The following is a 24,400-nucleotide window of genomic DNA, read 5'->3' as shown; positions in this document are numbered from 1 at the left end:
ACTTAAGAACAAGTCATTTTCGTTAAAATCTGCTCAGCTAGATTCGCTTAAATTAAGGCTAATGCTTAGCGGGTTATTGCTAATTGTGGTGTTATTGCCATTAATTGGTGTGACAGTTAATAGCGCTTTTCAGCATCAAATAACGCAATCAATTAACCAACAATTACGTGCTTATGTTTACTCTGTGTTAGCTGTAGCAGAAGTAAAAGACGATAGCGTAGTCATGCCTAATTATTTACTCGAAAATCAATTTAATGTGATCGGCTCAGGTCTATATGCCCTTATAACTACTGATAATCAAATGGTGTGGCAGTCAGAGTCTTTCTTTGGGTTAAGCCTCCCAACGCCAGCTAAAACAGAACTCGCGCTGCCTACTCCACCTATGGGGGAAGGAAAGCTAACTCAAGTAAGCTTTGAGGACTTGGCAGGCAATGACGATAACAATCATGTGGTTTATAGTTTCAGTGTCAGTTTTGAAACCCCCAACGCGCCGCTACCTATTACAGTCCATATCATTAAGGACGATGCAGATTATCAAAAACAGATCAGCGAATTTAGCGCTACATTGTGGACTTGGCTGATTATTTTGATGCTTGTATTGGTGCTAATCCAAGCAATTTGGCTATTCTGGACGTTAAAACCCTTAAACCAATTTACGCGTGAGCTCGCCTTGGTAGATCAAGGTCAGCAAACTCGACTGAACTCTAACTACCCAGCTGAACTAAATGCAGTTGCAAAACAGCTCAATGTTTTACTCAGCACTGAACAACAGCAACGTCAGCGATATCGAAATGCACTAGCCGATTTAGCCCACAGCTTAAAAACTCCATTAGCAGTATTGCAAAGCCAAAGCGATTTAAGTAAAGACTCTAAAGAGCAAGCAAGTAACATTAACAACATCATCAATTATCAGCTAAATAAAGCAAAAATGTCAGCCAATACTGCATGGCATATAGGGGTAAGTATTGATGAAGTCGCAGGGAAGCTGATTAGAACCTTATCAAAAATTCATCAGCACTCATCATTAGACATTGATTATCAATCACAAGCTGGATTGATATTTAAAGGTGATGAAACGGATTTAAGCGAAATGTTAGGTAATTTACTCGATAACGCCTGCAAAGCTGCGAAGTCTCAAGTGTGTTTGTCAGTAACACAGTCGGAGTCATGTTTATTTTTTATTATTGAAGATGATGGTAAAGGCTTAACGGATCAACAAAAAGAGACCATCTTTGAACGTGGTATGCGTGCTGATACTTACCATCAAGGTCATGGCATTGGACTTGCCATTGTGAAAGATTTAGTCACGAGCTATGAAGGTACACTCACTGTCAGTGAGTCCGCTGAATATGGCGGCGCTAAATTTATGCTCAGTTTTGCTCGCTGATATTATTGGGAAGCTAACCTGCTGCTAGACTTTTGCTAAGGATTGCTAATCTATTATCATAAATGGCTAGCGTATTGCTAAAAACTGCCGCTAATGCTTTCTTCTAAAAACTCGTTTTACTCAACCTCGTTGCTGTTACTGCCACTATGTTTTACTGAATATAGTGCTTTTAATTATTTGTTGCTCATCCTTGTGGTCACTTTTCTATTAATTTCTACGCTCATAATGGCCGCTTTCATCTTACGTTCATTTTCACTTGGTTAAGCTAGTTCTATCATTCGCAAAGTATCGATATTCGATATCTGGAGATTTTATGAGACGACTGCATTTTCCACATAAGCTACTCAAGGCTGGCCTTATCAGTCTGAGCTTGCTGGTGCCTTTCTCGGTCATCGCCTCTGACAATAATGACACGCAGTATCAACAAACTCTGCCATCTGAAGCTGAATTGGCGCAAATGCTCGCGCCAATAGCGCTTTATCCTGATAGTTTACTGACGCATATTTTAATTGCATCGACATACCCGCTAGAAGTTGTACAAGCTCGTCGCTGGGAGGAACAACACAAGCATTTATCAAGCGAGCAGAAGATGCAGCAAGCTGAATCACAGTCATGGGATCCAAGCGTGACCGCATTAGTGGCCTTTCCTACAGTACTTGAAAAGCTCAATGAAGACTTAGCCTGGACTCAACATTTAGGGGAAGCATTTTTACAAGATGAAGCAAGTGTTCTTGCAAGTATTCAAACACTAAGACAACAAGCAGATGATGCTGATAGCTTCGATAATATGGATAACATGACCGTTACCCGTGTTGAAAAACAAATCATTATTGAACCGGCAAAACCTGAAGTCATTTACGTGCCCGTTTATGACCCAAGAATTGTATACGGTCACTGGCGCTGGCATGCTTACCCACCAGTCTATTGGCATTACCCCGCTTACGCCTACTATCGACCACATCGCCCGATATATTGGGGGCCGAGTGTATACATCAACTTTAATTATTTTTTTGGTGCAGTCCACTGGTCACATCATCGAGTTGTCGTGGTAAATCACCGTCACACCCGTTATTACCGTAAGCCACATAAAATAGCTTATAGCAGCGGCTCAAAGCGTTGGAAGCATAATCCGACTCATAGACGAGGTGTTGCGTATAAGTCGCCGAAAGTCAGCCACCGTTACGATAAGCTACGTCATAACAAGGTCAAAGTGGCTCACCATTCAACTAAACATGGCATCAAAAGCAGCCAGCTTAATAAATCACATTATGCCAAGCAGTCGCAGCAGCAAAGAGTCAATAAAGCGCTGAAGCACAATAAGTCTCATGCTGTCAGTAAATCGGTTAAATCCGATAAAGCATACAAGGCAACAACGGCGAATAAAGCGGCGCATTTGAACAGAAGCACACATGGAAATAAAAGTGCCCATAAGTCGACAGCCTATAAAAGCCCGTCGAACGTGAAAGCATCAAGCCATCAAAATAAGGTGAAATCACATCAAATGAAAAGTGCAGCGAGCTCAAAACAGTACGCTTCGAATCGTACAAGTGCTACCCGTTCAAGTCATAATAAGACGATGACCCAATCAAGAAATTCATCTTATAAAGCGTCAACTCCACGGATGTCGTCTCAAAGAAGTACTGCTCAACGAAGTCATCGTACAAGTGCACCTAAACAAAAAGTACGTTAAATAGTGAGCTATAAATTTATGCCATAAAAAAGCCTGAACATCATTCAGGCTTTTTATTGGTAATAAATACCGTTTAATACTACTTTTTACGGCTGTTAATATGGCTCATAGCGCGTTTACGTCGACGCTCTTGGCTAATCGTTAGCTTTTCGTTCTTACCTTGGAACGGGTTCGCCCCTTCTTGGAAACGAATTTGAATCGGCGTACCAATCACTTTTAATGAACGACGGAAGTAATTCATCATATAGCGTTTGTATGAATCCGGTAATTTGCTCACTTGGTTACCATGCACCACGACGATTGGCGGGTTATATCCACCTGCGTGAGCATATTTCAATTTAACACGGCGACCATGCACTAACGGTGGCTGATGATCATCTTGTGACATTTGCATAATACGTGTCAGCATTGAAGTACTCACACGACGAGTCGCACTGTCGTAAGCTTCTTCAATAGACTCATATAAATGGCCAACGCCTGTTCCGTGAAGTGCTGAAATAAAATGAATGCGGGCAAAATCAATAAAGCCTAAGCGGCGATCAAGTTCGCTTTTAACACTTTCTTTAAAGTCTTGGTCAAGACCATCCCATTTATTCACTGCTAATACAATTGCACGCCCTGCGTTTAACGCAAAACCTAATAGACCAAGATCTTGCTCTGTAATACCGTCTTGCGCATCGATAACAAGTAGAACAACGTTTGAATCCTCAACCGCTTTCAGGGTTTTAATAACAGAGAATTTCTCGATTGTCTCATGCACTTTGCTACGGCGGCGAACACCTGCAGTATCAATCAACACGTACTCACGACCTTCACGTTCCATAGGAATATAAATACTGTCACGAGTCGTACCAGGAGCATCATAAACAACAACACGTTCTTCACCTAAAATACGGTTAGTCAGCGTTGATTTACCTACATTGGGTTTACCGATAATAGCCAATTTGATTGGCAAACTTTGCAAGCGCTCTTGCTCAGCTTCAGCTTCTTCTTCGGTATACTCACGAACTTCTTCGTCTTGCTCATCTGTTTCTTCACGCTTGATACCCATCGCTTCCGCATACGGTGCTAGTGAGTATTCAATCATGTTTGTGACACCACGACCTTGAGCCGCAGCCATTTGGTAAACTTCACCTAAACCCAGTGACCAAAATTCAGCACAAGCAGAATCAGCATCAATACCGTCAACTTTGTTTGCAACAACGAAAGTCGTTTTATCACGGCTTCGTAAATGTTCAGCAATAGCTAAGTCCGCTGCTGTTAAGCCGGCACGAGCATCCGTTAAAAACAGTACAACATCAGCTTCTTCAATCGCCGCTAGCGACTGTTCAGCCATTTTGGTTTCGATCCCTTCTTCAGTGCCATCGATACCGCCAGTATCAACCACAATAAATTCGTAACCAGATAAAAAAGCACGACCATATTTACGGTCACGAGTTAAACCTGGAAAATCGGCGACAAGCGCATCTCTTGTGCGAGTAAGACGGTTAAATAAAGTTGACTTACCAACATTAGGTCGCCCAACAAGGGCCACTACAGGGATCATGATTTTGCCTCTAAAAACTTTTAAATAAAAAGCCCCCGGAACACACTTCCAGGGGCTCTAATAGGGTTTCTGGTTTAATTATGGCAGAACAACAGTCGCTAGCTTTCCGCTACGACCTTGTACATATACCTTGTCTCCAACCACAACCGGTTGTGAGAATAAACCATCACTATCAACCTCAACTCGCCCAGCGACTTCGCCAGTGTTGCGGTCGATAAAGTGTAGATAACCTTCAAAGTCACCTACAACAATATAAGAACCAATAACGGCAGGAGATGTTAAGCTACGGTTTGTTAACGTAGTATTACTCCAAAGCTCTAAACCATTTCGTCTGTCTACTGAATAGATACGACTATGGTCATCAACTAAGTATAGTCCAACACCTGCATAGGCCAATTCATTAAAGCTTGAATACTTACGTGTCCAAACAACACGACCCGTTCTCAGCTCCATTGACACTAGGTTGCCATTGTAACTTACCGCGTATAAATTATCGCCCAAAATTAACGGTGTCATGTCCACATCGGCCATACGAGTAAACTCGTTACCACCGGTTGGATTATATACCGCTTGCTCCCAAGCAACTTGACCGTTATTTTTTACTACTACCGCTATTTTACCATCAGCAGTACCAAGGAAGAAACCACCGGAATCATATGCTGGAGCACCTGTTCCACGAAGGGTCAAGTTAGGTAGTTGCATTTCATGACTCCATAACTTGGTGCCATCTGCAATTGAAAAAGACTCCAGGTTACCATCACTGGTATGCACTGCGACTGAATCTTCCGATACCGTAGGAACTGACAATAACTCACCACTTGCGATAGCGCTCCACTGGGTTTCACCCGTTTTTGCATCTAAAGCAACTAATAAACCTGACTCACCACCCACAAATACTTTGTTTCGGCCAACGGTTACACCCGCTGCGATACGCGCTTCTTTTGTTTTAGCCAGCGCAGTATCTTTAAATTCTGACGCTAAATCTTTACGCCAAGCTACTTCACCAGTTTCTTCATTATAAGCAACAACTGTCCCATTACGATCAGCGGCATACACGTGACCATAAAAAATAGCTGGTTTTAACTGCGAGTAGTAATCGCCTACACCATTGCCAACGTTTACTTCCCAGTTCACTTCAGGAAAGACAGTGGCTTGAATTTCTGTAAGTTCTGTTACGACTTCTTCTTCGGTATCACTTGAAGAACAAGCCGATAGCATTGCGACACTTAATCCAGCAGCAAGCAAGGTTTTGCATAAAGACTTCATTCGGCTAATTCCTTATGCCTTGTTTAAATTGTCTAGCTTCATTTGTAGCGCAGGGCTTGCTAATGCACCGCCATTATCAATTGCAGCTTGATAAGCAACTCGTGCTTTATCCATATCGCCTTGACGCACTAAAAAGTCACCTTTTAATTCATCACGCTGTGCATTAAATGCTTCATCTGTCACTTGCTCTAATGTTGCAAGTGCAGTACCTAAGTTACCTTGCTCAGCTTGAACTCGTGATAAACGAATTGTTGCTAGTGACGCTAAAGAAGCACCTGGATTTGAAGCAATAATTTTTGTAAAAGCAGTTTCTGCTTTATCTAAATCACCCGCTTCAACAGCTGCTTTTGCCGCCATTAACTCTAGCAACGCTTGGTAACCTTGTTGATCGTGTTGTTGACCAAACTCGCTCACTGCAGCCATTACCGCTGCGCTATCAGCTGAATTAGCACTGATACTTTGGAATGCTTCAGAAGCGGCTTCTGCATTTTCTAATTTGACGTCAGAATAATAGTTCCAACCGTATAATCCACCTAGACCTACTACAGCGCCAACAATGATTGAGCTGCCGTAATCTTTCCAGAACTGCTTAATAGCATCGACTTGTTGTTCTTCTGTGCTATAAATTTCCACGCGCACTTCCCCTTTCTATTCAGTTCTGTTTTATATCAGCGTCACGCTGACATTAAAATAATGATTTAATCGTGGTCGCCAAATCAGCTCGGGCAACCAAAAGTTGTTCGTTTTTATTTCTCAATGGTTTAACGGCGACTTGCTGGTTAGCAATTTCATCTTCACCAATGATAAGTGCGTATTCAGCGCCACTTCTATCTGCACGTTTCATCTGCTTTTTGAAGTTACCGCCACCGCAATGAGTCATGACTTTAAGCGTTGGCAGGTTTTGACGCAACTCTTGAGCAATTTTAATTGCTTCAACAACACACTTTTCACCCATTGCTGTGACATAAACATCAACAACAGGTGCCACATCTTTATCAAGCTCTAGCGTTTGCAGTAGTAATACAATGCGCTCAAGGCCCATTGCAAAACCAACAGCAGGCGTATCTTTACCACCTAACTGACCCACTAAGCCATCATAACGGCCACCAGCAAGAACAGTACCTTGCGAGCCTAAGCTGTCTGTTACCCACTCAAAAACCGTACGATTATAGTAATCTAATCCACGAACAAGACGAGGGTTAACTGTGTATTCGATGCCAACCGCGTCTAAGAGTTCACATAAGGTTGAAAAATGTGTTTTTGATTCTTCACCTAAGTAATCCATCAGTGCTGGTGCATCAGTTAAAATAGCCTGAACCTGCGGTGATTTAGAATCTAATACTCGTAATGGGTTTGAGTACATGCGACGCTTAGAATCTTCATCTAATTGTTCTTTGTGTTGCTCTAAAAATGCAATTAGCGCATCACGATAAGCAGCACGTTCCGCTGTATCACCAAGTGTATTCAGCTCCAGTTTTACGTGTTCTTTAATACCAAACGAATCCCAAAGGCGTGCAGATAACATTAAGACTTCAGCATCAACATCAGCACTTGGAATACCATACACTTCAACACCAAATTGGTGGAATTGACGGTAGCGGCCTTTTTGAGGGCGCTCATGGCGGAACATGGGACCCATGTACCATAAACGTTGCTCTTGGTTATACAGTAAACCATGCTCATTACCAGCACGAACAGTAGACGCTGTACCTTCTGGACGCAGCGTTAAGCTGTCTTCATTGCGATCAGCAAAAGTGTACATCTCTTTTTCAACAATATCGGTGACTTCACCAATTGAACGTTTAAAAAGGTCAGTAGACTCAACAATTGGAGTTCGAATTTCGCTGTAACCATAAGCACTAACCGTTGAGCGGATAACCGACTCGACTTGTTGCCATAATGGGCTTTGCGTTGGCAGAATGTCATTCATTCCGCGGATTGCTTGGATCTGTTTTGCCACGTTGATTCGCCTACTTACTTGCTCTATTAGATCGATTAATAATCGATGACCGAGAGCCTTAATTTATTTTCACGCCTTACACAAAAAAACACCTACCATCGCTGGTAAGGTGTATTTTTCATGTAAAGCAAACTTATTCTGTTGCGTCTTTGATATCGATTCGATTTTGCATCATCGCCGCTTTAGCACGGATTTTGGCTTCTAATGAATCCACCAAATTATTGTTATCAAAACGCTCTTTTTGACGTTTACCATCGTCATAGTAACCACTTTTACCATGGCTACCTGTTAGCCCAATATCTGATACTAATGCTTCGCCTGGGCCATTAACCACACAACCAATAATAGAAACATCCATGGCAGTAGTAATGTCTTCTAAACGCATTTCAAGTGCATTTACAGTATTGATCACATCAAACTCCTGACGAGAGCAAGAAGGACAAGCAATAAAGTTAATACCACGACTGCGAATACGTAGCGACTTTAAGATATCAAAACCAACTTTGATTTCTTCAACGGGATCGGCTGCCAATGAAATACGCAAGGTATCACCAATACCTTCAGCTAATAGCATTCCTAAACCAACAGCTGATTTAACTGAGCCAGCACGAGCGCCGCCAGCTTCAGTAATACCTAAGTGCAAAGGCTGTTTGATTTGCTTAGCCAATAAGCGGTATGACTCAACCGCTAAAAAGACATCCGATGCTTTAACACTCACTTTAAACTGGTCAAAGTTAAGGCGGTCTAAAATATCCACGTGTCGCATTGCTGATTCCAGCAGCGCTTCTGGTGTTGGCTCATGGTATTTATCCATTAAATCTTTTTCTAATGAACCGCCATTAACACCAATTCGAATTGGAATATTTTTATCACGCGCGCATTCAACAACGTTGCGAATACGTTCTTCGTTGCCAATATTTCCTGGGTTAATACGTAAGCAATCAACACCGTATTCTGCGACTTTAAGTGCAATACGATAGTCAAAGTGAATATCTGCCACCAAAGGCACGTTGACACTTTGCTTGATCACTTTGAATGCTTCAGCCGCATCCATAGTTGGCACAGAAACACGCACAATATCTGCACCGACTTTTTCAAGAGCGCGAATTTGTGCAACTGTAGCTTCGACATCAGTCGTTTTAGTATTCGTCATCGACTGAACTGCAATAGGTGCGCCATCACCGATAGGGACATCGCCGACATAAATGCGGCTCGAAGGACGACGGATGATTGGAGATTCGTTATACATAATCTGTTGCTCTACTGCTTATCTAATTACAATCAAGGTTACACTTTCGGCAAGGTTAGTCGCGCTACACTGCCTTCTGAAAAGTCAGCTAAACTGACATTTTCACCATTAAATTGAAGGGTCACAACTTGTGGAGCCCCTAAGATCAATTTAAACGGAGCAACGCCTTGTGCTTCAACCACTCTATCAACACCTTTGACACCATCAACAATGGTTTTGCCTGTTGCGTCAACGATATTCACCCAACAATCAGCACTAAAGCTCATAGAAATAGCATCTTGTGCAGCAACATTATCAGCAACCAAAGCGGATGCTGATTGTAACGCAGGCTCGACAACATTTTGTTGCGCATTATCAAGCATTACAACATCGGTACTCGTAGGCTCTACAGGTTGAACTGATGATGCCGGCAAATCTGAGTTGTTGCTTTGTTCATTTTGCAGGGCAGTCTGTTCATTTAACTGATCCGCTGGCTCAACATACGCCATATTAGGGTCGATTTCTGGCTCTAATAAATCTTCTGTTTGACTAACAACATTTGCAGCTGCAACTTCTTCTACGGTAGGTTTGGATAAATCTATCCCACTTAACATAGAGTCTTTTTGCACCCACCACACAACTAGCAGCGCTAACAAAGCAAGGACAATTAAATATGTCACTATTGTTAAGCGGCTATCACGAGCTTCACGTGTGGTTTTGCGAGAAAAACTCTGCATTGCAGCAGTTTCATCTGGCAATTGTTGCGCTAAACATTGATGTACTGCATCTACATCTGCTTCGATGTATTTGGCATAGTTTTTCGCATATCCACGTGCATAGGTTGCTGAAGCAATATTATCAAATTTATCATTCTCAATATCTTCGATGATGCCAGGACGTAAATGTAATTGGGTCGCAACCGCATCAATCGATAACCCTTTTTTCTCTCGAGCTGTACGCAGCAACATACCAGCAGTAGATACTGCTTCAAGTATATCTGCCTGTTCAGCGTCACTCCCATTGGTTTGGGATGTTTGATTGTTATTTGTCATTAATGCAAAGTAGCCCTGTATTCTTTCGCTTGTTCTGATGTCGGGTATTTGGCAATTAAGGTAATACCATAGCGTTTAACCGCATCCTCATCTGCTAACTCGCGCGATATTTTTATTCCTAAAGCTAAACTTTCAGGCGTTTGCTCTGCCACTCGATGAAGACGGCTTAAGTTGAATTTAGCGCTATCGTAGTCATTCTCTAAAATAGCTAAATCAATTAACTCCATTAAAGTGGACTTTCTTCTTGGATCATAACGTAATGCATTTTCAAAGTACTGCTTCGCCTTTTCAGGCTCACCTGCAGATAAACTGCACACGCCAAGGTTTTCATAACTTGACGCGGTACGTGTGTATTCTTTTGCATTAATCGCATTTTTGAACATAGCTTCAGCTTGCGAATATTTTTCTTGTTGGCATAAAAATACACCAAAGTTGTTCATCGCATCACCCGTCGCATCACTGGTATTAATTGCTTTTCTGTATGATTCTTCAGTGCGCTCAATATCACCTACAGTCTGGTAATAATAGGCCATCGCTGTGTGCACTGCGCTTAATTGCGGCGCATACTCAACAGCACGGTTTAAGTTGAACTTTGCCTGCTCCATATTGCCACGGTTAAGGTAAGTTAGGCCTAATTGCATTCTTTCTTTTGCAGCAGACTGTTTATCCAAGGTTCTTTCAGAAACAGGGATATCCGTACCAGTATACGTTCTTTCCGTTACACAACCCACTAAAGGCAGTGATAAAGTAGCAATCATTAAAAGCTTCGGCAATCCGTGCATGATTTTTACGCCTATTAATCTATACAAACAATGAGTTAATCCATTGTGACCGAAATAGCACTCTCTTGCATGCGTTTTTTCGCAAGACGTTTAGTGCGGTCACGAATATCACCCGCTAATTGACCACAAGCAGCATCAATATCATCGCCACGTGTTTTACGAACGATAACAGTCAGCCCATATTCCATTAGCACTTTCGAGAATCGGTCAATTCTGGAATTAGAAGAGCGACCATAAGGCGAACCAGGATAAGGGTTAAATGGAATTAAGTTAATTTTACACGGTGTGTCTTTCATTAACTTGGCTAACTCGTGTGCTTGATCAGTACTGTCATTGATATGATCCAACATCACATACTCAACCGTTACACGGCCACGGTTAGCGTTTGATTTTGCTAAATAACGACGAATACCAGCAAGGAACTCTTCTAATGGGTATTTTTTATTAACTGGAACTAACACGTCACGCAGTTCATCGTTTGGCGCATGAATACTCACAGCCAGAGCGACATCTAGCGCATCACCCAGTTTATCAAGCGCTGGAACAACACCTGAGGTTGATAAGGTGACACGGCGTTTTGACAAGCTAAATCCAAAATCATCTAACATGATGTCCATTGCAGGGATCACATTAGCTAAGTTAAGTAATGGCTCACCCATGCCCATCATCACTACGTTTGTAATTGGTCGTTCGCCTGTTTCTTTTTGGAAACCTAAAAATTGCGATACACGCCAAATTTGCCCAACAATTTCGCCAACCGTTAAGTTACGGTTAAAGCCCTGTTGAGCTGTAGAACAGAAGGTACACTCTAGCGCACAACCTACTTGAGATGACACACATAAAGTGGCTCTGTCTTCTTCAGGAATATAGACAGTTTCCACTTCTTGGCCTTGGCCAACATTGATAGCAAACTTAATCGTGCCATCTTCAGATTTTTGGAAGCTAGAAATTTCTGGCGCAACCACTTCACACTTACGGGCTAATTTAGCGCGTAGTGCTTTGTTAATGTTGTTCATTTCTTCGAAGTCGCTAACACCAAAGTGATAAAGCCATTTCATCAATTGATCAGCACGGAACGGTTTTTCGCCCATTTCGGTGAATAACGCTCTCATTGCCTTTCGATCAAGATCCAATAAATTGATCTTTTTCTCACTCATCTTGTGTAACCTCAAAAAAACCTAAAACCTGCTAGCGGGCGGCGAATTATACAGATCCTTACAAAATTTCGCCAGTGTCACTGCATTAAAGCTTTGATACTTTCACGACTGTGCTAAAATTTCGTTGGACTAATATTGGTCTGCCATATGGAGGTGTAATTCCACCTTTATGATAACTCTTATCATTATAGTATTTATCGCCATTGCAATCTCGTTTCTTTGCAGTGTATTTGAAGCGGTATTACTGTCTGTTACCCCTAGTTATATTGCCAACTTGGCAAAAACTAACCCTAAAGCCGCGAAACGGCTTGATAAACAGAAACAAAATGTGGAATCACCACTAGTTTCTATTCTGACATTAAACACCATCGCCCATACCGTGGGTGCCGCTGTTGCAGGCGCACAAGCTGCAAAAGTCTTTGGTGATGAAATGCTTGGAGTATTCTCTGGTGTGCTTACCTTCTTGATTTTATTCTTTTCTGAAATCATTCCGAAAACATTAGGTGCTAACTATTGGCGTTCACTCGCTGCGCCTGTGTCTTTGATTTTGGTTTGGATGGAAAGATTAACTAAACCGCTAATTTGGATGTCTTCTCAAGTGACCAAATTAATGGGGAAAGGCGATGAAGGCCAATATATCAGACAAGAAATGAGTGCGATGGCTGAAATAGGCTTGCGTTCAGGCGAACTAGACAAACAAGAGTCATCAATTTTGACCCAAATGTTGTCAGTAAAAGAAATGCCAGTCTCTGCAATCATGACGCCAAGAACGGTCATGTTTAAATTACCAATTCACTTGTCACAAGGTGAATTTGTACAGCAGTTTCTAGCGAAACCTTTTACGCGTATTCCTGTCTACGAAGATGATCCGGATAATATTATCGGTTACGTTAACCGTAATAATATTATTCAAGCAGAACGATACACTCCAAAAGAATCTATTGGTGTGTTGAAAAAGAATCTGCTTGTGATCCCTGAAACCGCGAAGATATTACCGATTTTCGAGCTCATGATTAAGCGCAATACAAAAATTGCCATGATTGTGGACGAATACGGCTCAGGTGAAGGTATTGTGACATTAGAAGATATTGTCGAATCTTTACTAGGCTTAGAAATTGTCGATTCAAACGACCCTGTCACTGATATGCAGCAATTGGCGCGTAAACTGTGGGGCACGCGAATGAAACATAAAGGCATCGTATTATCTGATGATGGCGAGTTTACAAAACAAACAACCCAGCATACACCAGAGCCCGAGGTTGCGGCCAAAAATAGTACGATATAAAACAGTTTGATATTTCAATAAAAAGGGAGCCTAGCTCCCTTTTTTGACTATGATTATTGCGACTTTGCCAATAATAATACCCTCACAGCGTATTTATTTTTTGAGTCGTTTCCCAAAAAGGGGTTAACGCATTATCATGTCGCCAAGTTAATTACTTAAGCATTTACTAATAAGGGCTAATATCCAATTCGCTCTTACCATTTTTTGAGGACGAAATGCCGAACACCTATTCTTTATCACTTGCCCATATCAATGACACGCATTCAAATTTCGAGCCGAGTCAGGTTCAATTCTCCTTGTCGTTTAATGAGCAAACTTACCTTGCAGAAACGCAAACCGGCGGCTATGCCCGTTTGGGCCACCAAATTGAAACAGCAAGAATCGCGGCGATGAAAAACCAACAGGAATTTATGTTTCTTCATGGCGGCGACAGTTTTCAAGGCACATTGTACTTTCGTGAATTTCAGGGCGCAGCAAACGCACATTTACTGAATATGCTTAAGCCAGATGCCATGGTATTAGGTAATCATGAGATTGATGCAGGCAATAGTCCTGTGTTGGCATTTTTAAATCGAATCGAATTCCCTTTGTTAGCCGGCAATATGGATTTAAGCCAAGAGCTTGAAGATAAAGAAGGTCGCTTAAAGCACCACCCAATGTTATTTGACTACGACACTGAGCAGCAATGTGCCAAAGTGCTAATCAAACCCTTTTACGATAAACAAATTGCAATTATTGGGATCACTCTAGATCAAATGCCACTCATTGCTAGACCTGATCCTGACACCCACTTTATCAATGCTATCGACACCACTAAAAACACCATTGCAAAACTTCATCAACAAGGGATATACCACATTGTTGTACTCAGTCATTTAGGGTTAGATCAAGACCGTGAACTGGCTGAAAAAGTTGATGGGATTAGTGTTATTGTTGGCGGCCACTCTCACACGCTTCAAGGTGAATTTTCAGATTTAGGCCTAAGTCACACAGAATACGGTGAACGTATTAACAACACCCCTATCATTCATGCCAGTAAATATGCAGAAGTGCTCGGGCTCGCTCAAATTGAGTTCGATGAAAGTGGCCAATGCCTTTCATTAAATGGCAATAATTACTTTATGATTGATGAACAAATTAAAGTGTCACTCGATGCCAAACAGGCGAAAAAAGCTGATTTACAAGACATCAGTCAAGCTGAAATTGATGCAGTCACCTCCCAGCTATTAGCTCACCCAGGAATATTGAATAATGCCGCAAATGATGAGGTTCACCAAACCATTATGCGAGATTACCGCCCTGCTTTAAATGCACTTGAAGAACAGGTATTGGCACATATTCCTCGAGATTTAATTCATACACGCCTTCCGAGTAAGCACTTTCCACATGGCAGTGAAATTGCGCCTTGGGTGTGTCGAAGTATGTATAAAGCCACCAAACTATCAGAACCACAACTAGATTTTGCGCTGCATAATGCTGGCGGTGTTCGTCAGTCTTTAATCAAGGGGAACCTGTCATTAGCTGACGTATTAGGGCGCATTTTGCCGTTCGAGTTACCTTTGGTGAAATATCAAATTCAGGGAAAGTTCTTATATCAAGCTTTGGAATCCGCCATTAACTCGGCAACAAATAATGGGGTAACAGGTACTGGTGCAGGAAGCTTTCCCTACACTTATGGTATTCGATACTTTTATGATGGCACTTTGCCTATGAATCATCGTATCACCTTAATTGAAGAGTTCACTCAAGGCGAATGGCGAGCGATTGATTCACAGAAGCTATATATTGGCGTTTCAAGTGCTTATACCGCTGCGGGTAAAGAAGGTTACGATGCATTGTTAAAGGCGCATTGGCAGCAAGATATGGAGTCCATGACATTACCTGAAGCGTTTGTCGATTTTGTGTCGCAGCACGGTAATTTGATTGAAAATCCGTTACAACCGAATGTTCATTACATCAGTCACCGTTAATGTAGCTGACTTGGTAATTGCTGAGATAACCATTACTGAAGTTAACAGCAATCACCCTTTTACTATGACTTGCCAGTTATTTCGTTAATTGTTGGTAAGCAAAATAAGATGCCAATTAACATAAGTCAGTCGTGCATTAGCCTAAGTTAATATAATTTATGATAATGTAGACTTCACAAATCTGCAGCGGATCACAGACCCAATGATCGCTTCATGATTTAATGATGTATCTTTATGTGGATTCATGACTTGAATCATTGCAAATTTTAGCCTAATCAAATAGGAAACAACTTCATGAAAGCAAAACTGATCAAATTAGCTGCAGCAGCAACATTAGCACTAGGCGTATCTTCAGCTTGGGCTGCAGGTATCATGCACCAGGGTGAAGTATTAGAAACAATGAACAGCGGTGGATACACTTACGTTCAAGTTAAAGGCGAAGACAAAACATTCTGGGCTGCGGGTCCACAGGTTGAAATCGCTAAAGGCGATACTGTCAGCATGAATGAGCAAATGTGGATGAATGACTTCACCAGCAGCACGCTAAACAAAACATTTGACGAATTATTATTTGTTGGAAAAATCGAGAAGAAATAATTCGATTTAACCTCAAACAAGACATAATCGGTTAATGATTTCATTAGCCGATTTTTTTTGGTTAAACTGCCGTAATACGCATCAACATAAAGCAGCATTAACAAAATTTATGGAAAACACAGCTAACCAATCAATAACACCTTTTAGCCCACAATATGCTAGTAACGTTAGCCTACTTGTCCACGAATGTATTCAGCACATTGACCATCCTCGCTACACACAAGCACATCTAGATGCGTGGTCAACTGCCCCTCGCTCAGCCAGACATTGGCGCCAACGCCTTTTACGCAGTCAAAGCTGGCTATTATTAAATAACGGCCCATCGCAGCCGGAAGTGATTGGTGTCATTAATGTTGAAACGGATTTTAACCATCGTGGGTATATTGATAGTTTATATATCAGCCCTGGTAAGCAGCGACAAGGCTTAGCTGGCAAGCTTTATCAAACACTTGAGCAATGGGCTATTACTCAGGGTTATCATGCGCTCAGCGTAGATGCATCCTACTTATCTAAAGGCTTCTTTTTAAAGCAAGGGTTCCAGCAAGTGCAACCAAGCTATCAAATCACAAAAGGACAGGTCATAAACGGTTTTTACATGAAAAAAGACCTCACATAACTCACACTACTTTTTAAGTAATGGCTGCAGCATTTCTTCTAAACCATTAAGTTTAACTTCATACATTAGCGCTAACTGCTCACCTAATTTTCCTTCTGGAAAGCCTTTACTGTGAAACCAGACTAAATAAGGCTCAGGAAGTTCTAACAATTTACGTCCAGCATATTTTCCAAAAGGCATTTTCTGGTTAATTGCTTCTAATAATAACGCTTCATTCATTTTGACTCTTCCTAACTAATTAGATAATAGATTAGTATCTCGCTTACTCTGCTAATCCAGTGAGCTTTGCTCATCAAGGTAACGGGACGAATCATACCGTGAGTGATGGCATAGTAACATTACTCATTACCACTTATAGCGTTTAACAATGTACTATCTGTACGCTTCTAGGTTAGTTTTTGCATATTTTGTACCACAAGATATATACCGATTAGGAATAACAAAACTCTAAAAGACAGCTTTTAGCTATTAAAGTTACCCAGACTTTTTTGCAAAGACACAAGAACAGAATACAAGCATCCCTTCGTCAATATTTTTACACGCTAACCTACTAAAAAATAATAAGTTCAGTTACCGTTTTATGACAAGAAACAAACCTGTCAATAAGTTGCCTCTAGTCAGTTTTTGTCAAATAAACACCATCAAGTCAAAATGACTTTTTAGTCAATATACTGCCAATTGACCCGTTACAAAACTGCACATAAAGTTAATAGCATTGAAGTTAAATGTTGCTATTTAATGACTGATTTAATCGAAGTTTGAGCTGTTTATCATCTCAATAATTCGGCTTTCAAATCGCAGTTATTGCATCATACCCTTCTCACCAGGTTCACTGCAGCGAGTGTTTATATAGCCGTTCTCGTTGCACCTATCAGGAGATGTTGAAATGATCATATTAGTTGGCGGAGAGAAAGGTGGTAGTGGCAAAAGTTGCCTTGCACAAAATATTGCCGTTTTTCTCGCAAAAGATGCTAAATCAAGCATTATCATGGTTGATTGCGATCCACAAAGAACAACTTCAGATTGGATCCAAGCAAGAAATAACAACCCAGAATTACCCGGGATTAATTGTGTTCAACTATACGGAAAAATTCGCAACGATCTTTTAAGCCTTGAGCAGCATTATGATTACGTTATTGTTGATTGTGGCGGACAAGATAACCTGGCACTGCGAGCGACGTTATCTGTCGCATCTCATGTATTGATGCCATTAAGACCTAAGCGCCGGGACTTAAAAACGGTCAGTCACATGGACGACATCATTGCCACCTGTAAAATGATTAACCCCAAAATGAGAGCCTCATTTGTCATCACTCAATGCCCAAGCTTACCGAACCAAGCAGGGCGTATCGTCGAAGCTAAAGAAGTCTGCAACACGTTCGATATCAATGTACTAGATGCAATTACCTATAGCCGCAATATTTACGATGACAGTGAAGAGTCTGGCTTATCAGTTATCGAAATTGACCCTACAGGCAAAGCTGCAAGCGAAATCAGGGCAATTGCCTGCGAGCTTCTAGAGGTACAAAACGCCGAACAGATTATTCAGCAACGTAATGATGCCGCTAATGTTACTCAACTGAGGGGGACCTATGGGGCTAGCAGATCTCAAGAAAAACGTTACGCCATGTAATACGATGTTTGAGCCACAAATGTCAGTGGATGATTTTATTGAGGCTGCCAACTTGTATGCAATGGGAAAACAGCATTCAAGTTCAAACAGCATTGAAAACGCAAATAAACAAGCAATGGAAAAGTTACTTGCGTTAACAGAAGCTAACGAGCCATTAGCTAAAAAGCCAGCACCATTTAAACGGGCGACCTTTACGCTAAGTGAGGATGCAATTAATCAGCTAACGCTACTCAGCCAAAGTAGTCATACTGCAAAATCGAAATTGATCCGCCAGCTGATACAACAGCATTTCTCACTGCCAGTGGCGGAGCAACGAGAAATTGAACAACAAATACAAATAAGGTAATGAACTCTAACCAGGATTGACAACACTAGCATTGTGACGCAAAAAATAATAAATCTCCCTCCCCCTCCTTTCTGGCAGCAACGTAAGTTGTTTGCCAGTTTTTTTTACTCGCAAATCGCATCCTTGATATCATTTTCATTAGCTATATCTAAAATAAGCTTAGCATCTACAGATTAACCCTTGAATTATGACAACTTGCGCCCAATAACTATTTTAGGTTCAGGATATTTTATCTATGATGACTTAACACAAGGAAGGCAAATGTTTGCTCTTATCGCTTTGATTATCGTCTCAACGATTGCTATTGGCCTGATTATTACTAAGCCGAAACGCAATCAAATAAGACGTGCCAAGATCACTAAGCAAGCATTCCCTAAACAGTGGCGCCAAATTCTCAAACATCGTTTCCCTTACTTTAAAGCTATGCCAACGGATCTACAGTTACAACTCAAAAAGCACATACAAGTATTTATCGAAGAAAAAGAATTTATAGGCTGTGATGGCTTTATCATCACTGATGAAGTGAGAGTCACCATTGCGGCACAAGCTTGCCTACTATTATTAAATCGAAAGACAGACTACTACCCTAAACTCAGACAAATTTTAGTCTATCCTTATGCTTTTATAGTGGAAAAGCAGGGGACTGATTTTGCTGGAGTCCAGTCAAACCAACGTAATGTTCTCTTAGGTGAGTCATGGGGAAATGGTAAAATCATTCTTTCTTGGAAAAGCACCATAGATGGCGCTGCTGATCCGACAGATGGACAAAATGTCGTCATACATGAGTTTGCACATCAACTCGATCAAGAAAACGGCCAAGCAAATGGCGCACCGCCGCTGCGAGATATCACGTCCTATTCAGCGTGGTCAACGATTCTCGGGCAAGAGTTTGATACATTGCAGCGCTGCGCGAGTCAACAACTCCCATCACTGTTTAACTATTATGGCGCTACCAACCCAGCCGAGTTTTTTGCCGTTATCACTGAAACTTTTTTTGAAATGCCCCATGATTTTTACCAACAGCATCCTTTGCTGTATAAAGAACTAAGCCGTTTTTATCAACTAGATCCAATTCATTGGCATTAGTCGTGATACCAATATCCGCTAACCTAAGTAACAGGAACTCCCATGCAAAAAGCCATTCTTACCTTATTACTCACCAGCAGTTTATGGGTTATGTCATCCCTTCCATCATCAGCTACAGTCGCGATATCAACCGAATCGAAACAACTAGCTGACAATGTACTTAACCAACTGCATCAAGATGCTAGTGCGGCTAATTGGGATAGTTATTTTTCTTTATACGATACTGATGCAGTCTTTTTAGGTACCGATGCGACAGAGCGATGGGATATGAAAGAGTTTGAAGGTTATGCCAGACCAACTGATGGTTGGCACTATGAGGTGCAATCTAGGCAACTATTACAGTTCGACAATACCATTGTATTTGATGAGCTATTGAACAGTGCCAGCTATGGTTTGTGTCGAGGTACTGGTGCTCTGCAATTAACAGAGCAAGGTTGGAAAATCGTCCAATATCATTTGAGTATTGCAGTCCCGAATGAAAACGCCAAAGCCGTTGCTAAGTTAATTGGTGCGGCTAAATAATCGATGACACAAAGCTCAATGGCCAGCATGTTTAAACGCTGGCTATTTTCTTTGTATAGAGCTTGAGTGGGGTTTTACAAGGTAAAGAAACGGTAGTAAACCTTAAAACTGCATATGCTCACTGATGATATTGACGATTTCATCTTTAAGCCATTGCGGCCCGTAGTCATTCATATCGTTATGTTTAGCATCTTTTATGGTCACCACTGAAATAGTTGTTACTTGTTCACTCGGTAGTGGCAAAACACCTTCATCAGCAGGGTAATCGCTCGCTCTAATCGAAAGCTGCGTGATATTGGCATTACGCGGTAACGGAACTCGTCGATGATCCAAAGTAATGATTCGCGCGATGTAATCAGCATAGCCTGTTGATGATACTGGTTTTAAATTGCTCTCACTCTCACTCTCACTCTCACTCTCACTCTCACTCTCACTCTCACTCTCACTCTCACTCTCACTCTCACTAAATAGTGAAATACCTTGGGTTGCTAGCCAAACTGAAATATCACCACCATTTGAATGGCCGACCAATGTCACATGCTCAAAGTCGAACTCAGGCAAGTATTGACGACTTTGCTGCAAAATAAAATCAACAGTAATAGCACCTCGTTGCCAATTTTCAGCGCGTGTTTGGATAAATGGCGGCGTTCTTGATAATGCAGGATCTGTGGCTAACTCATGCTGAATCGCCACCACTAAGTATCCATTTTGCTGAAATAGCTGACTTATAAATTGATAATCTGTGTGTAATAACCCATATCCGGAACCAATTATCATCACAGGACACTGCTGATCGACATGGCAGGCAAAGCTTTTTTCGGGGAGATATAACTCTATTGGAACCTCTCTTTGTCTGAGAGTATCGACAACGAGAAGAGATTGCGGTTGAACTTGTGCTTTATCGATTTGAGCCATTGAATTCACAAGTGAATTCGCAACTGAATTACCTGCAATAACACTCAAAATAACAGCCAATAAGATTAACGTACAATATTTGAAAATGTAGGAGCTTTTACCCTGTGATACTAATGCTAATTCCATTTAATTCGTCTTTAATAAAATGATTAAAATATTAACTGATGACAATACTGGCTAATGTCATTAACTTAAGTTTTTAGCCTAAACCTTGCACAATCCCAAGCTTACTTCATTGTTAAACCAAAACATAAATTAGCCAGCTGACTCAAATGGCAAAAACCATCAAAATCCTGCTGAGACAAAGGTCTTTCGGATGCATGCTTATCGGCATAAAACACCCCTATTACTTTGTCGTTTACGACAATTGGCGCAACCATAAAGCCTAAAGCAAAATTCACTTTGCTATTAAGGTCTTCATTTTTTCCTTGTTGAACCAACATTAATTGGCTATTTTCAGCTGAGTGAATCAAGCTTGGTTTTTTAGCGTCAACGACCTGTGAAAATGGGTTCAACTCCCCTTGCATATCAATTAGTAACTCTTGCTTAAAAAACTCTGCACTCTCGCCAAACACAACCCGAGCAGATAGCTGCTTTCGGTTAAGCGATAGCAACATCACCGCGCATCTATCAACACCAACCCCATCTAAAATACCTTCTAATGCAGTCTGCACCACTTGATTAAAGTCAGCTTTTTGAATGGCATGCTCAGTCAATTCACGCAGTTTTTTCAATTGCAGCACTAAATCGGCATCACGAAATTGCGGTTTTTGTTCAGGCTTATCTAAGCACAAAATGATTTCTGCAGTATCGGGAAGGTATTGAATTAACTCAGTAGCCCCATAATCTTCAGCTAACCTCATTGTGGCTTCTGCGCAGCGACTGATCCTCGACTTACATTGCTCAAGACTAATTCCTTGAATTTCTGCAGCAGCTAAGAGTAAATCATTGAGCTGTTCTGGGTTAACATGAGGCTGATTCAACGCTTCAGATATTTCATTAGCTAGAAAAATAGTCCTTATTTCAGGCATTCTCTCATCAGGGTGAGACAGTGATGTGGTTAATACGTCACCTAAGCCCCAAGCTCGAGCGATGCTTTGAGTTAATTGCGAAAATGATGTCCCAAGATGCTCACGCACAATAGCCTTTTCATCTTTTACTGATGGGGAGACTAATATCGCTTGATCTAAGTTATCAACAAATTCGCCACCAATGCTCCAAAATGCACTTTCACCAATGCGATATAATAACGAAGCGATAAACACTTCTTCACGAAGTGCTTCATCATAATCTTTAAGCATCACCCGCGAAATCATGGCAGCTTGAAAAGAGTGCGCCATGAGTTTGATTAGTCGTTGATACACAGACTCAGATAAATTGTTATTTTCGAGCAAACTGGTGAGTAGTTTGGCCGTAATACAAATATTGCGAATGGTATCAAAACCCAGCACCACGGCAGCTCTACTGACCGTTGTAACGTGATTAGTGCCTTTATTATAAATAGCACTGTTGGCCACACGTAATATCCGAGTGGTAAGCGCATTATCATGCAGCACACTACGACCTAATGTCGCTAATGATGACACATCATCTTTTGCCAGCTTTTCTAAATCCCTGACGGTTGAACACAAAGCAGGCATTTCTTGTTCACTGATACGCTTGGTCCAGTAGTCGACGCCTTTAGTGATAGGTAAAGAGTTTTTCAATGCTTAAGTCACCCATTGTTACAATAGTTTTACTATAACTCTTTATGTGAGCGGATGAAGCATTCTTAGCAAAAATCATTCGAAAAATTTATCAAAAAAAAACGGCTCCAAAGAGCCGCAACACAAGCGATTGGTTGAAAACTTACTGGGTAGGAAGTTAAAAATCCTCGCATTAAGAACGACAACTAGCTTGCGCTAATATTCCAAATACTGGATAAAAACCCGGTGAAACCTGTAGGTGAGTAACACCAGGGGAAATCAGCTGCAAAGCAGCTAAACTGTTACAAGGTTAATAAAGGTTAGAACTGCTCTTCTTCGGTAGAACCAGTCAATGCCGTCACTGATGATTTACCACCTTGGATACAAGTCGTTACTTGGTCAAAGTAACCTGTACCCACTTCTTGCTGATGCGATACGAATGTGTAACCTTTTTCAGCAGCGGCAAATTCAACTTCTTGTACTTTTTCAACGTAGTGCTTCATACCTTCACCACGAGCGTAGTCATAAGCTAAATCAAACATGTTGTACCACATGTTATGGATACCCGCTAACGTGATGAATTGGTACTTGTAGCCCATATCTGAAAGCGCTTGTTGGAATTTAGCAATTGTTGCATCATCCAAGTTTTTCTTCCAGTTAAATGAAGGTGAACAGTTATAAGCAAGTAACTGATCTGGGTATTGTGCGTGAATAGCGTCAGCAAACTTCTTCGCTTCTTCAAGACAAGGTTTTGCCGTTTCACACCAAATCAAATCAGCATATGGCGCATAAGCTAAACCACGTGAAATCGCTTGGTCGATACCAGCATTCACACGATAGAAACCTTCTTCGGTGCGATCGCCGGTGACAAAGTCACGGTCATACGGATCGCAATCTGAAGTCATTAAATCTGCAGCGTTTGCATCAGTACGTGCAATGACTAATGTATCAACACCGCTAACATCTGCAGCTAAACGTGCAGCAACTAACTTTTGTACAGCCTCTTGAGTCGGCACTAATACTTTACCGCCCATGTGACCACATTTTTTAACTGATGCTAATTGGTCTTCAAAGTGAACCCCAGCAGCACCTGCATCAATCATAGATTTCATTAATTCGAACGCATTTAACACACCGCCGAAACCTGCTTCAGCATCTGCTACGATTGGTAGGAAGTAATCAGTGTAATTCTCATCACCTGGGTTAACTTCTTTGCCCCATTGAATTTGATCAGCACGACGGAATGAATTATTAATACGTCCAACGACTGCAGGTACTGAGTTAGCTGGGTATAATGATTGATCAGGGTACATAGTGCCCGCTAAGTTAGCATCTGCAGCGACCTGCCAACCAGAAAGATAAATAGCTTCAATACCGGCTTTTGCTTGTTGAACCGCTTGACCACCCGTTAATGCACCTAAAGAATTAACATAGCCTTTTTTAGCGCCGCCATTTACAAGATCCCATAGTTTTTCTGCGCCACGTTTAGCAATGGTATTTTCAGGTACCACAGAACCACGTAATTTCACTACTTCTTCCGCTGTAAACGGACGCTTAACACCTTTCCAACGAGGGTTTTCAGCCCAATCCTTCTTAATCGCATCAATCTGTTCTTGACGAGTTAGTTGCTTATTAGTGTTAGACATAGTGTTACTCCTTCCTGTGTAATTCGTTATG

At 41.3% G+C, this 24,400-nt stretch carries 22 protein-coding genes; 10 read left to right on the top strand and 12 right to left on the bottom strand.

Features of this window, described 5'->3' with window-relative positions; translation table 11 throughout:
- The first annotated feature begins 61 nt into the window (after positions 1–61).
- Together J8L86_RS09175 and J8L86_RS09170 are read left to right on the top strand one after the other, a co-directional pair.
- Positions 62–1,387 carry an ATP-binding protein gene (locus tag J8L86_RS09175; RefSeq protein WP_247663301.1) on the top strand — a complete coding sequence of 442 codons (1,326 nt, stop codon included), beginning with the start codon at positions 62–64 and terminating at the stop codon, positions 1,385–1,387.
- A 313-nt stretch (positions 1,388–1,700) separates the two neighbouring features.
- Positions 1,701–3,077: a DUF3300 domain-containing protein gene (locus J8L86_RS09170; RefSeq protein ID WP_211029958.1), complete on the top strand. Its 1,377-nt coding sequence runs from the start codon at positions 1,701–1,703 to the stop codon at positions 3,075–3,077.
- Positions 3,078–3,156: 79 nt separating this feature from the next.
- Here J8L86_RS09170 and der read toward each other — a convergent pair whose 3' ends face one another.
- The 8 genes from der to J8L86_RS09130 form a co-directional block, all read right to left on the bottom strand.
- Entirely contained in the window at positions 3,157–4,623 is a 1,467-nt protein-coding gene (gene der / locus J8L86_RS09165) for a ribosome biogenesis GTPase Der (RefSeq protein ID WP_055025672.1), read from the bottom strand.
- A 78-nt stretch (positions 4,624–4,701) separates the two neighbouring features.
- Positions 4,702–5,889 (bottom strand): outer membrane protein assembly factor BamB, encoded by a 1,188-nt coding sequence (gene bamB / locus J8L86_RS09160; protein ID WP_055025673.1) that lies wholly within the window; start codon positions 5,887–5,889, stop codon positions 4,702–4,704.
- 12 nt (positions 5,890–5,901) lie between these two features.
- Positions 5,902–6,522, bottom strand: coding sequence for a tetratricopeptide repeat protein (locus tag J8L86_RS09155; RefSeq protein ID WP_065108592.1), 621 nt, complete (start codon positions 6,520–6,522; stop codon positions 5,902–5,904).
- A 52-nt stretch (positions 6,523–6,574) separates the two neighbouring features.
- On the bottom strand, positions 6,575–7,849 hold the full coding sequence (hisS, locus tag J8L86_RS09150; protein WP_055025675.1) for a histidine--tRNA ligase: 1,275 nt from the start codon (positions 7,847–7,849) through the stop codon (positions 6,575–6,577).
- Between the two features lie 133 nt (positions 7,850–7,982).
- Positions 7,983–9,098 carry a flavodoxin-dependent (E)-4-hydroxy-3-methylbut-2-enyl-diphosphate synthase gene (gene ispG / locus J8L86_RS09145; protein WP_055025676.1) on the bottom strand — a complete coding sequence of 372 codons (1,116 nt, stop codon included), beginning with the start codon at positions 9,096–9,098 and terminating at the stop codon, positions 7,983–7,985.
- Between the two features lie 38 nt (positions 9,099–9,136).
- Positions 9,137–10,129 (bottom strand): RodZ domain-containing protein, encoded by a 993-nt coding sequence (locus J8L86_RS09140; RefSeq protein WP_080916306.1) that lies wholly within the window; start codon positions 10,127–10,129, stop codon positions 9,137–9,139.
- Positions 10,129–10,914 (bottom strand): type IV pilus biogenesis/stability protein PilW, encoded by a 786-nt coding sequence (gene pilW / locus J8L86_RS09135; RefSeq protein ID WP_055025729.1) that lies wholly within the window; start codon positions 10,912–10,914, stop codon positions 10,129–10,131. Before pilW ends, J8L86_RS09140 begins: the two co-directional genes overlap by 1 nt.
- 32 nt (positions 10,915–10,946) lie before the next feature.
- A complete protein-coding gene (locus tag J8L86_RS09130; protein ID WP_055025678.1) occupies positions 10,947–12,068 on the bottom strand; it encodes a bifunctional tRNA (adenosine(37)-C2)-methyltransferase TrmG/ribosomal RNA large subunit methyltransferase RlmN in 1,122 nt (373 codons plus the stop codon).
- A 169-nt stretch (positions 12,069–12,237) separates the two neighbouring features.
- Here J8L86_RS09130 and J8L86_RS09125 point away from each other — a divergent pair, with 169 nt between their 5' ends.
- The 4 genes from J8L86_RS09125 to J8L86_RS09110 all read left to right on the top strand — a co-directional run bounded on the left by J8L86_RS09125 (position 12,238) and on the right by J8L86_RS09110 (position 16,536).
- Positions 12,238–13,353, top strand: coding sequence for a hemolysin family protein (locus J8L86_RS09125; protein WP_055025679.1), 1,116 nt, complete (start codon positions 12,238–12,240; stop codon positions 13,351–13,353).
- A 215-nt stretch (positions 13,354–13,568) separates the two neighbouring features.
- Positions 13,569–15,323 (top strand): bifunctional metallophosphatase/5'-nucleotidase, encoded by a 1,755-nt coding sequence (locus tag J8L86_RS09120; RefSeq protein ID WP_211029956.1) that lies wholly within the window; start codon positions 13,569–13,571, stop codon positions 15,321–15,323.
- Positions 15,324–15,617: 294 nt separating this feature from the next.
- Positions 15,618–15,920 carry a hypothetical protein gene (locus J8L86_RS09115; protein ID WP_055025681.1) on the top strand — a complete coding sequence of 101 codons (303 nt, stop codon included), beginning with the start codon at positions 15,618–15,620 and terminating at the stop codon, positions 15,918–15,920.
- A gap of 109 nt (positions 15,921–16,029) precedes the next feature.
- On the top strand, positions 16,030–16,536 hold the full coding sequence (locus J8L86_RS09110) for a GNAT family N-acetyltransferase (RefSeq protein WP_065108766.1): 507 nt from the start codon (positions 16,030–16,032) through the stop codon (positions 16,534–16,536).
- A gap of 6 nt (positions 16,537–16,542) precedes the next feature.
- Here J8L86_RS09110 and J8L86_RS09105 read toward each other — a convergent pair whose 3' ends face one another.
- Complete coding sequence (locus J8L86_RS09105) at positions 16,543–16,755, bottom strand: DUF3820 family protein (protein ID WP_055025682.1); 213 nt, start codon at positions 16,753–16,755, stop codon at positions 16,543–16,545.
- Between the two features lie 667 nt (positions 16,756–17,422).
- On the opposite strand from J8L86_RS09105, the gene J8L86_RS09100 reads away from it, so the two are divergent.
- The 4 genes from J8L86_RS09100 to J8L86_RS09085 all read left to right on the top strand — a co-directional run bounded on the left by J8L86_RS09100 (position 17,423) and on the right by J8L86_RS09085 (position 20,123).
- Positions 17,423–18,169: an AAA family ATPase gene (locus J8L86_RS09100; protein ID WP_055025683.1), complete on the top strand. Its 747-nt coding sequence runs from the start codon at positions 17,423–17,425 to the stop codon at positions 18,167–18,169.
- Entirely contained in the window at positions 18,129–18,515 is a 387-nt protein-coding gene (locus J8L86_RS09095; RefSeq protein ID WP_065108595.1) for a hypothetical protein, read from the top strand. Before J8L86_RS09100 ends, J8L86_RS09095 begins: the two co-directional genes overlap by 41 nt.
- Positions 18,516–18,776: 261 nt before the next feature.
- Positions 18,777–19,601: a M90 family metallopeptidase gene (locus tag J8L86_RS09090; protein WP_065108596.1), complete on the top strand. Its 825-nt coding sequence runs from the start codon at positions 18,777–18,779 to the stop codon at positions 19,599–19,601.
- 42 nt (positions 19,602–19,643) lie between these two features.
- On the top strand, positions 19,644–20,123 hold the full coding sequence (locus J8L86_RS09085; protein WP_080916312.1) for a nuclear transport factor 2 family protein: 480 nt from the start codon (positions 19,644–19,646) through the stop codon (positions 20,121–20,123).
- A gap of 102 nt (positions 20,124–20,225) precedes the next feature.
- Here J8L86_RS09085 and J8L86_RS09080 read toward each other — a convergent pair whose 3' ends face one another.
- The 3 genes from J8L86_RS09080 to aceA form a co-directional block, all read right to left on the bottom strand.
- Complete coding sequence (locus J8L86_RS09080) at positions 20,226–21,164, bottom strand: alpha/beta hydrolase (RefSeq protein WP_211029954.1); 939 nt, start codon at positions 21,162–21,164, stop codon at positions 20,226–20,228.
- A 101-nt stretch (positions 21,165–21,265) separates the two neighbouring features.
- Complete coding sequence (locus J8L86_RS09075) at positions 21,266–22,678, bottom strand: HDOD domain-containing protein (RefSeq protein ID WP_082972267.1); 1,413 nt, start codon at positions 22,676–22,678, stop codon at positions 21,266–21,268.
- A 365-nt stretch (positions 22,679–23,043) separates the two neighbouring features.
- Positions 23,044–24,369: an isocitrate lyase gene (aceA, locus tag J8L86_RS09070; protein WP_055025689.1), complete on the bottom strand. Its 1,326-nt coding sequence runs from the start codon at positions 24,367–24,369 to the stop codon at positions 23,044–23,046.
- Between the last annotated feature and the right edge of the window lie 31 nt (positions 24,370–24,400).

Source organism: Shewanella sp. MMG014 (genome assembly GCF_018100775.1).
GTDB lineage: Bacteria > Pseudomonadota > Gammaproteobacteria > Enterobacterales > Shewanellaceae > Shewanella > Shewanella japonica.
This window is presented reverse-complemented; position numbering and strand designations above follow the sequence as displayed.

Bases quoted from the DNA above. Each gene is read 5' to 3' on its own strand.
- J8L86_RS09090 (WP_065108596.1), top strand. From the start codon at position 18,777: ATGTTTGCTCTTATCGCTTTGATTATCGTCTCAACGATTGCTATTGGC.
- J8L86_RS09125 (WP_055025679.1), top strand. From the start codon at position 12,238: ATGATAACTCTTATCATTATAGTATTTATCGCCATTGCAATCTCGTTT.
- J8L86_RS09100 (WP_055025683.1), top strand. From the start codon at position 17,423: ATGATCATATTAGTTGGCGGAGAGAAAGGTGGTAGTGGCAAAAGTTGC.
- bamB (WP_055025673.1), bottom strand. From the start codon at position 5,889: ATGAAGTCTTTATGCAAAACCTTGCTTGCTGCTGGATTAAGTGTCGCA.
- J8L86_RS09085 (WP_080916312.1), top strand. From the start codon at position 19,644: ATGCAAAAAGCCATTCTTACCTTATTACTCACCAGCAGTTTATGGGTT.
- J8L86_RS09175 (WP_247663301.1), top strand. From the start codon at position 62: ATGCTTAGCGGGTTATTGCTAATTGTGGTGTTATTGCCATTAATTGGT.
- J8L86_RS09075 (WP_082972267.1), bottom strand. From the start codon at position 22,678: ATGCCTGCTTTGTGTTCAACCGTCAGGGATTTAGAAAAGCTGGCAAAA.
- J8L86_RS09110 (WP_065108766.1), top strand. From the start codon at position 16,030: ATGGAAAACACAGCTAACCAATCAATAACACCTTTTAGCCCACAATAT.
- J8L86_RS09105 (WP_055025682.1), bottom strand. From the start codon at position 16,755: ATGAATGAAGCGTTATTATTAGAAGCAATTAACCAGAAAATGCCTTTT.
- J8L86_RS09170 (WP_211029958.1), top strand. From the start codon at position 1,701: ATGAGACGACTGCATTTTCCACATAAGCTACTCAAGGCTGGCCTTATC.
- ispG (WP_055025676.1), bottom strand. From the start codon at position 9,098: ATGTATAACGAATCTCCAATCATCCGTCGTCCTTCGAGCCGCATTTAT.
- J8L86_RS09140 (WP_080916306.1), bottom strand. From the start codon at position 10,129: ATGACAAATAACAATCAAACATCCCAAACCAATGGGAGTGACGCTGAA.
- J8L86_RS09130 (WP_055025678.1), bottom strand. From the start codon at position 12,068: ATGAGTGAGAAAAAGATCAATTTATTGGATCTTGATCGAAAGGCAATG.
- J8L86_RS09115 (WP_055025681.1), top strand. From the start codon at position 15,618: ATGAAAGCAAAACTGATCAAATTAGCTGCAGCAGCAACATTAGCACTA.
- J8L86_RS09080 (WP_211029954.1), bottom strand. From the start codon at position 21,164: ATGGAATTAGCATTAGTATCACAGGGTAAAAGCTCCTACATTTTCAAA.
- J8L86_RS09120 (WP_211029956.1), top strand. From the start codon at position 13,569: ATGCCGAACACCTATTCTTTATCACTTGCCCATATCAATGACACGCAT.
- J8L86_RS09095 (WP_065108595.1), top strand. From the start codon at position 18,129: ATGGGGCTAGCAGATCTCAAGAAAAACGTTACGCCATGTAATACGATG.
- aceA (WP_055025689.1), bottom strand. From the start codon at position 24,369: ATGTCTAACACTAATAAGCAACTAACTCGTCAAGAACAGATTGATGCG.
- der (WP_055025672.1), bottom strand. From the start codon at position 4,623: ATGATCCCTGTAGTGGCCCTTGTTGGGCGACCTAATGTTGGTAAGTCA.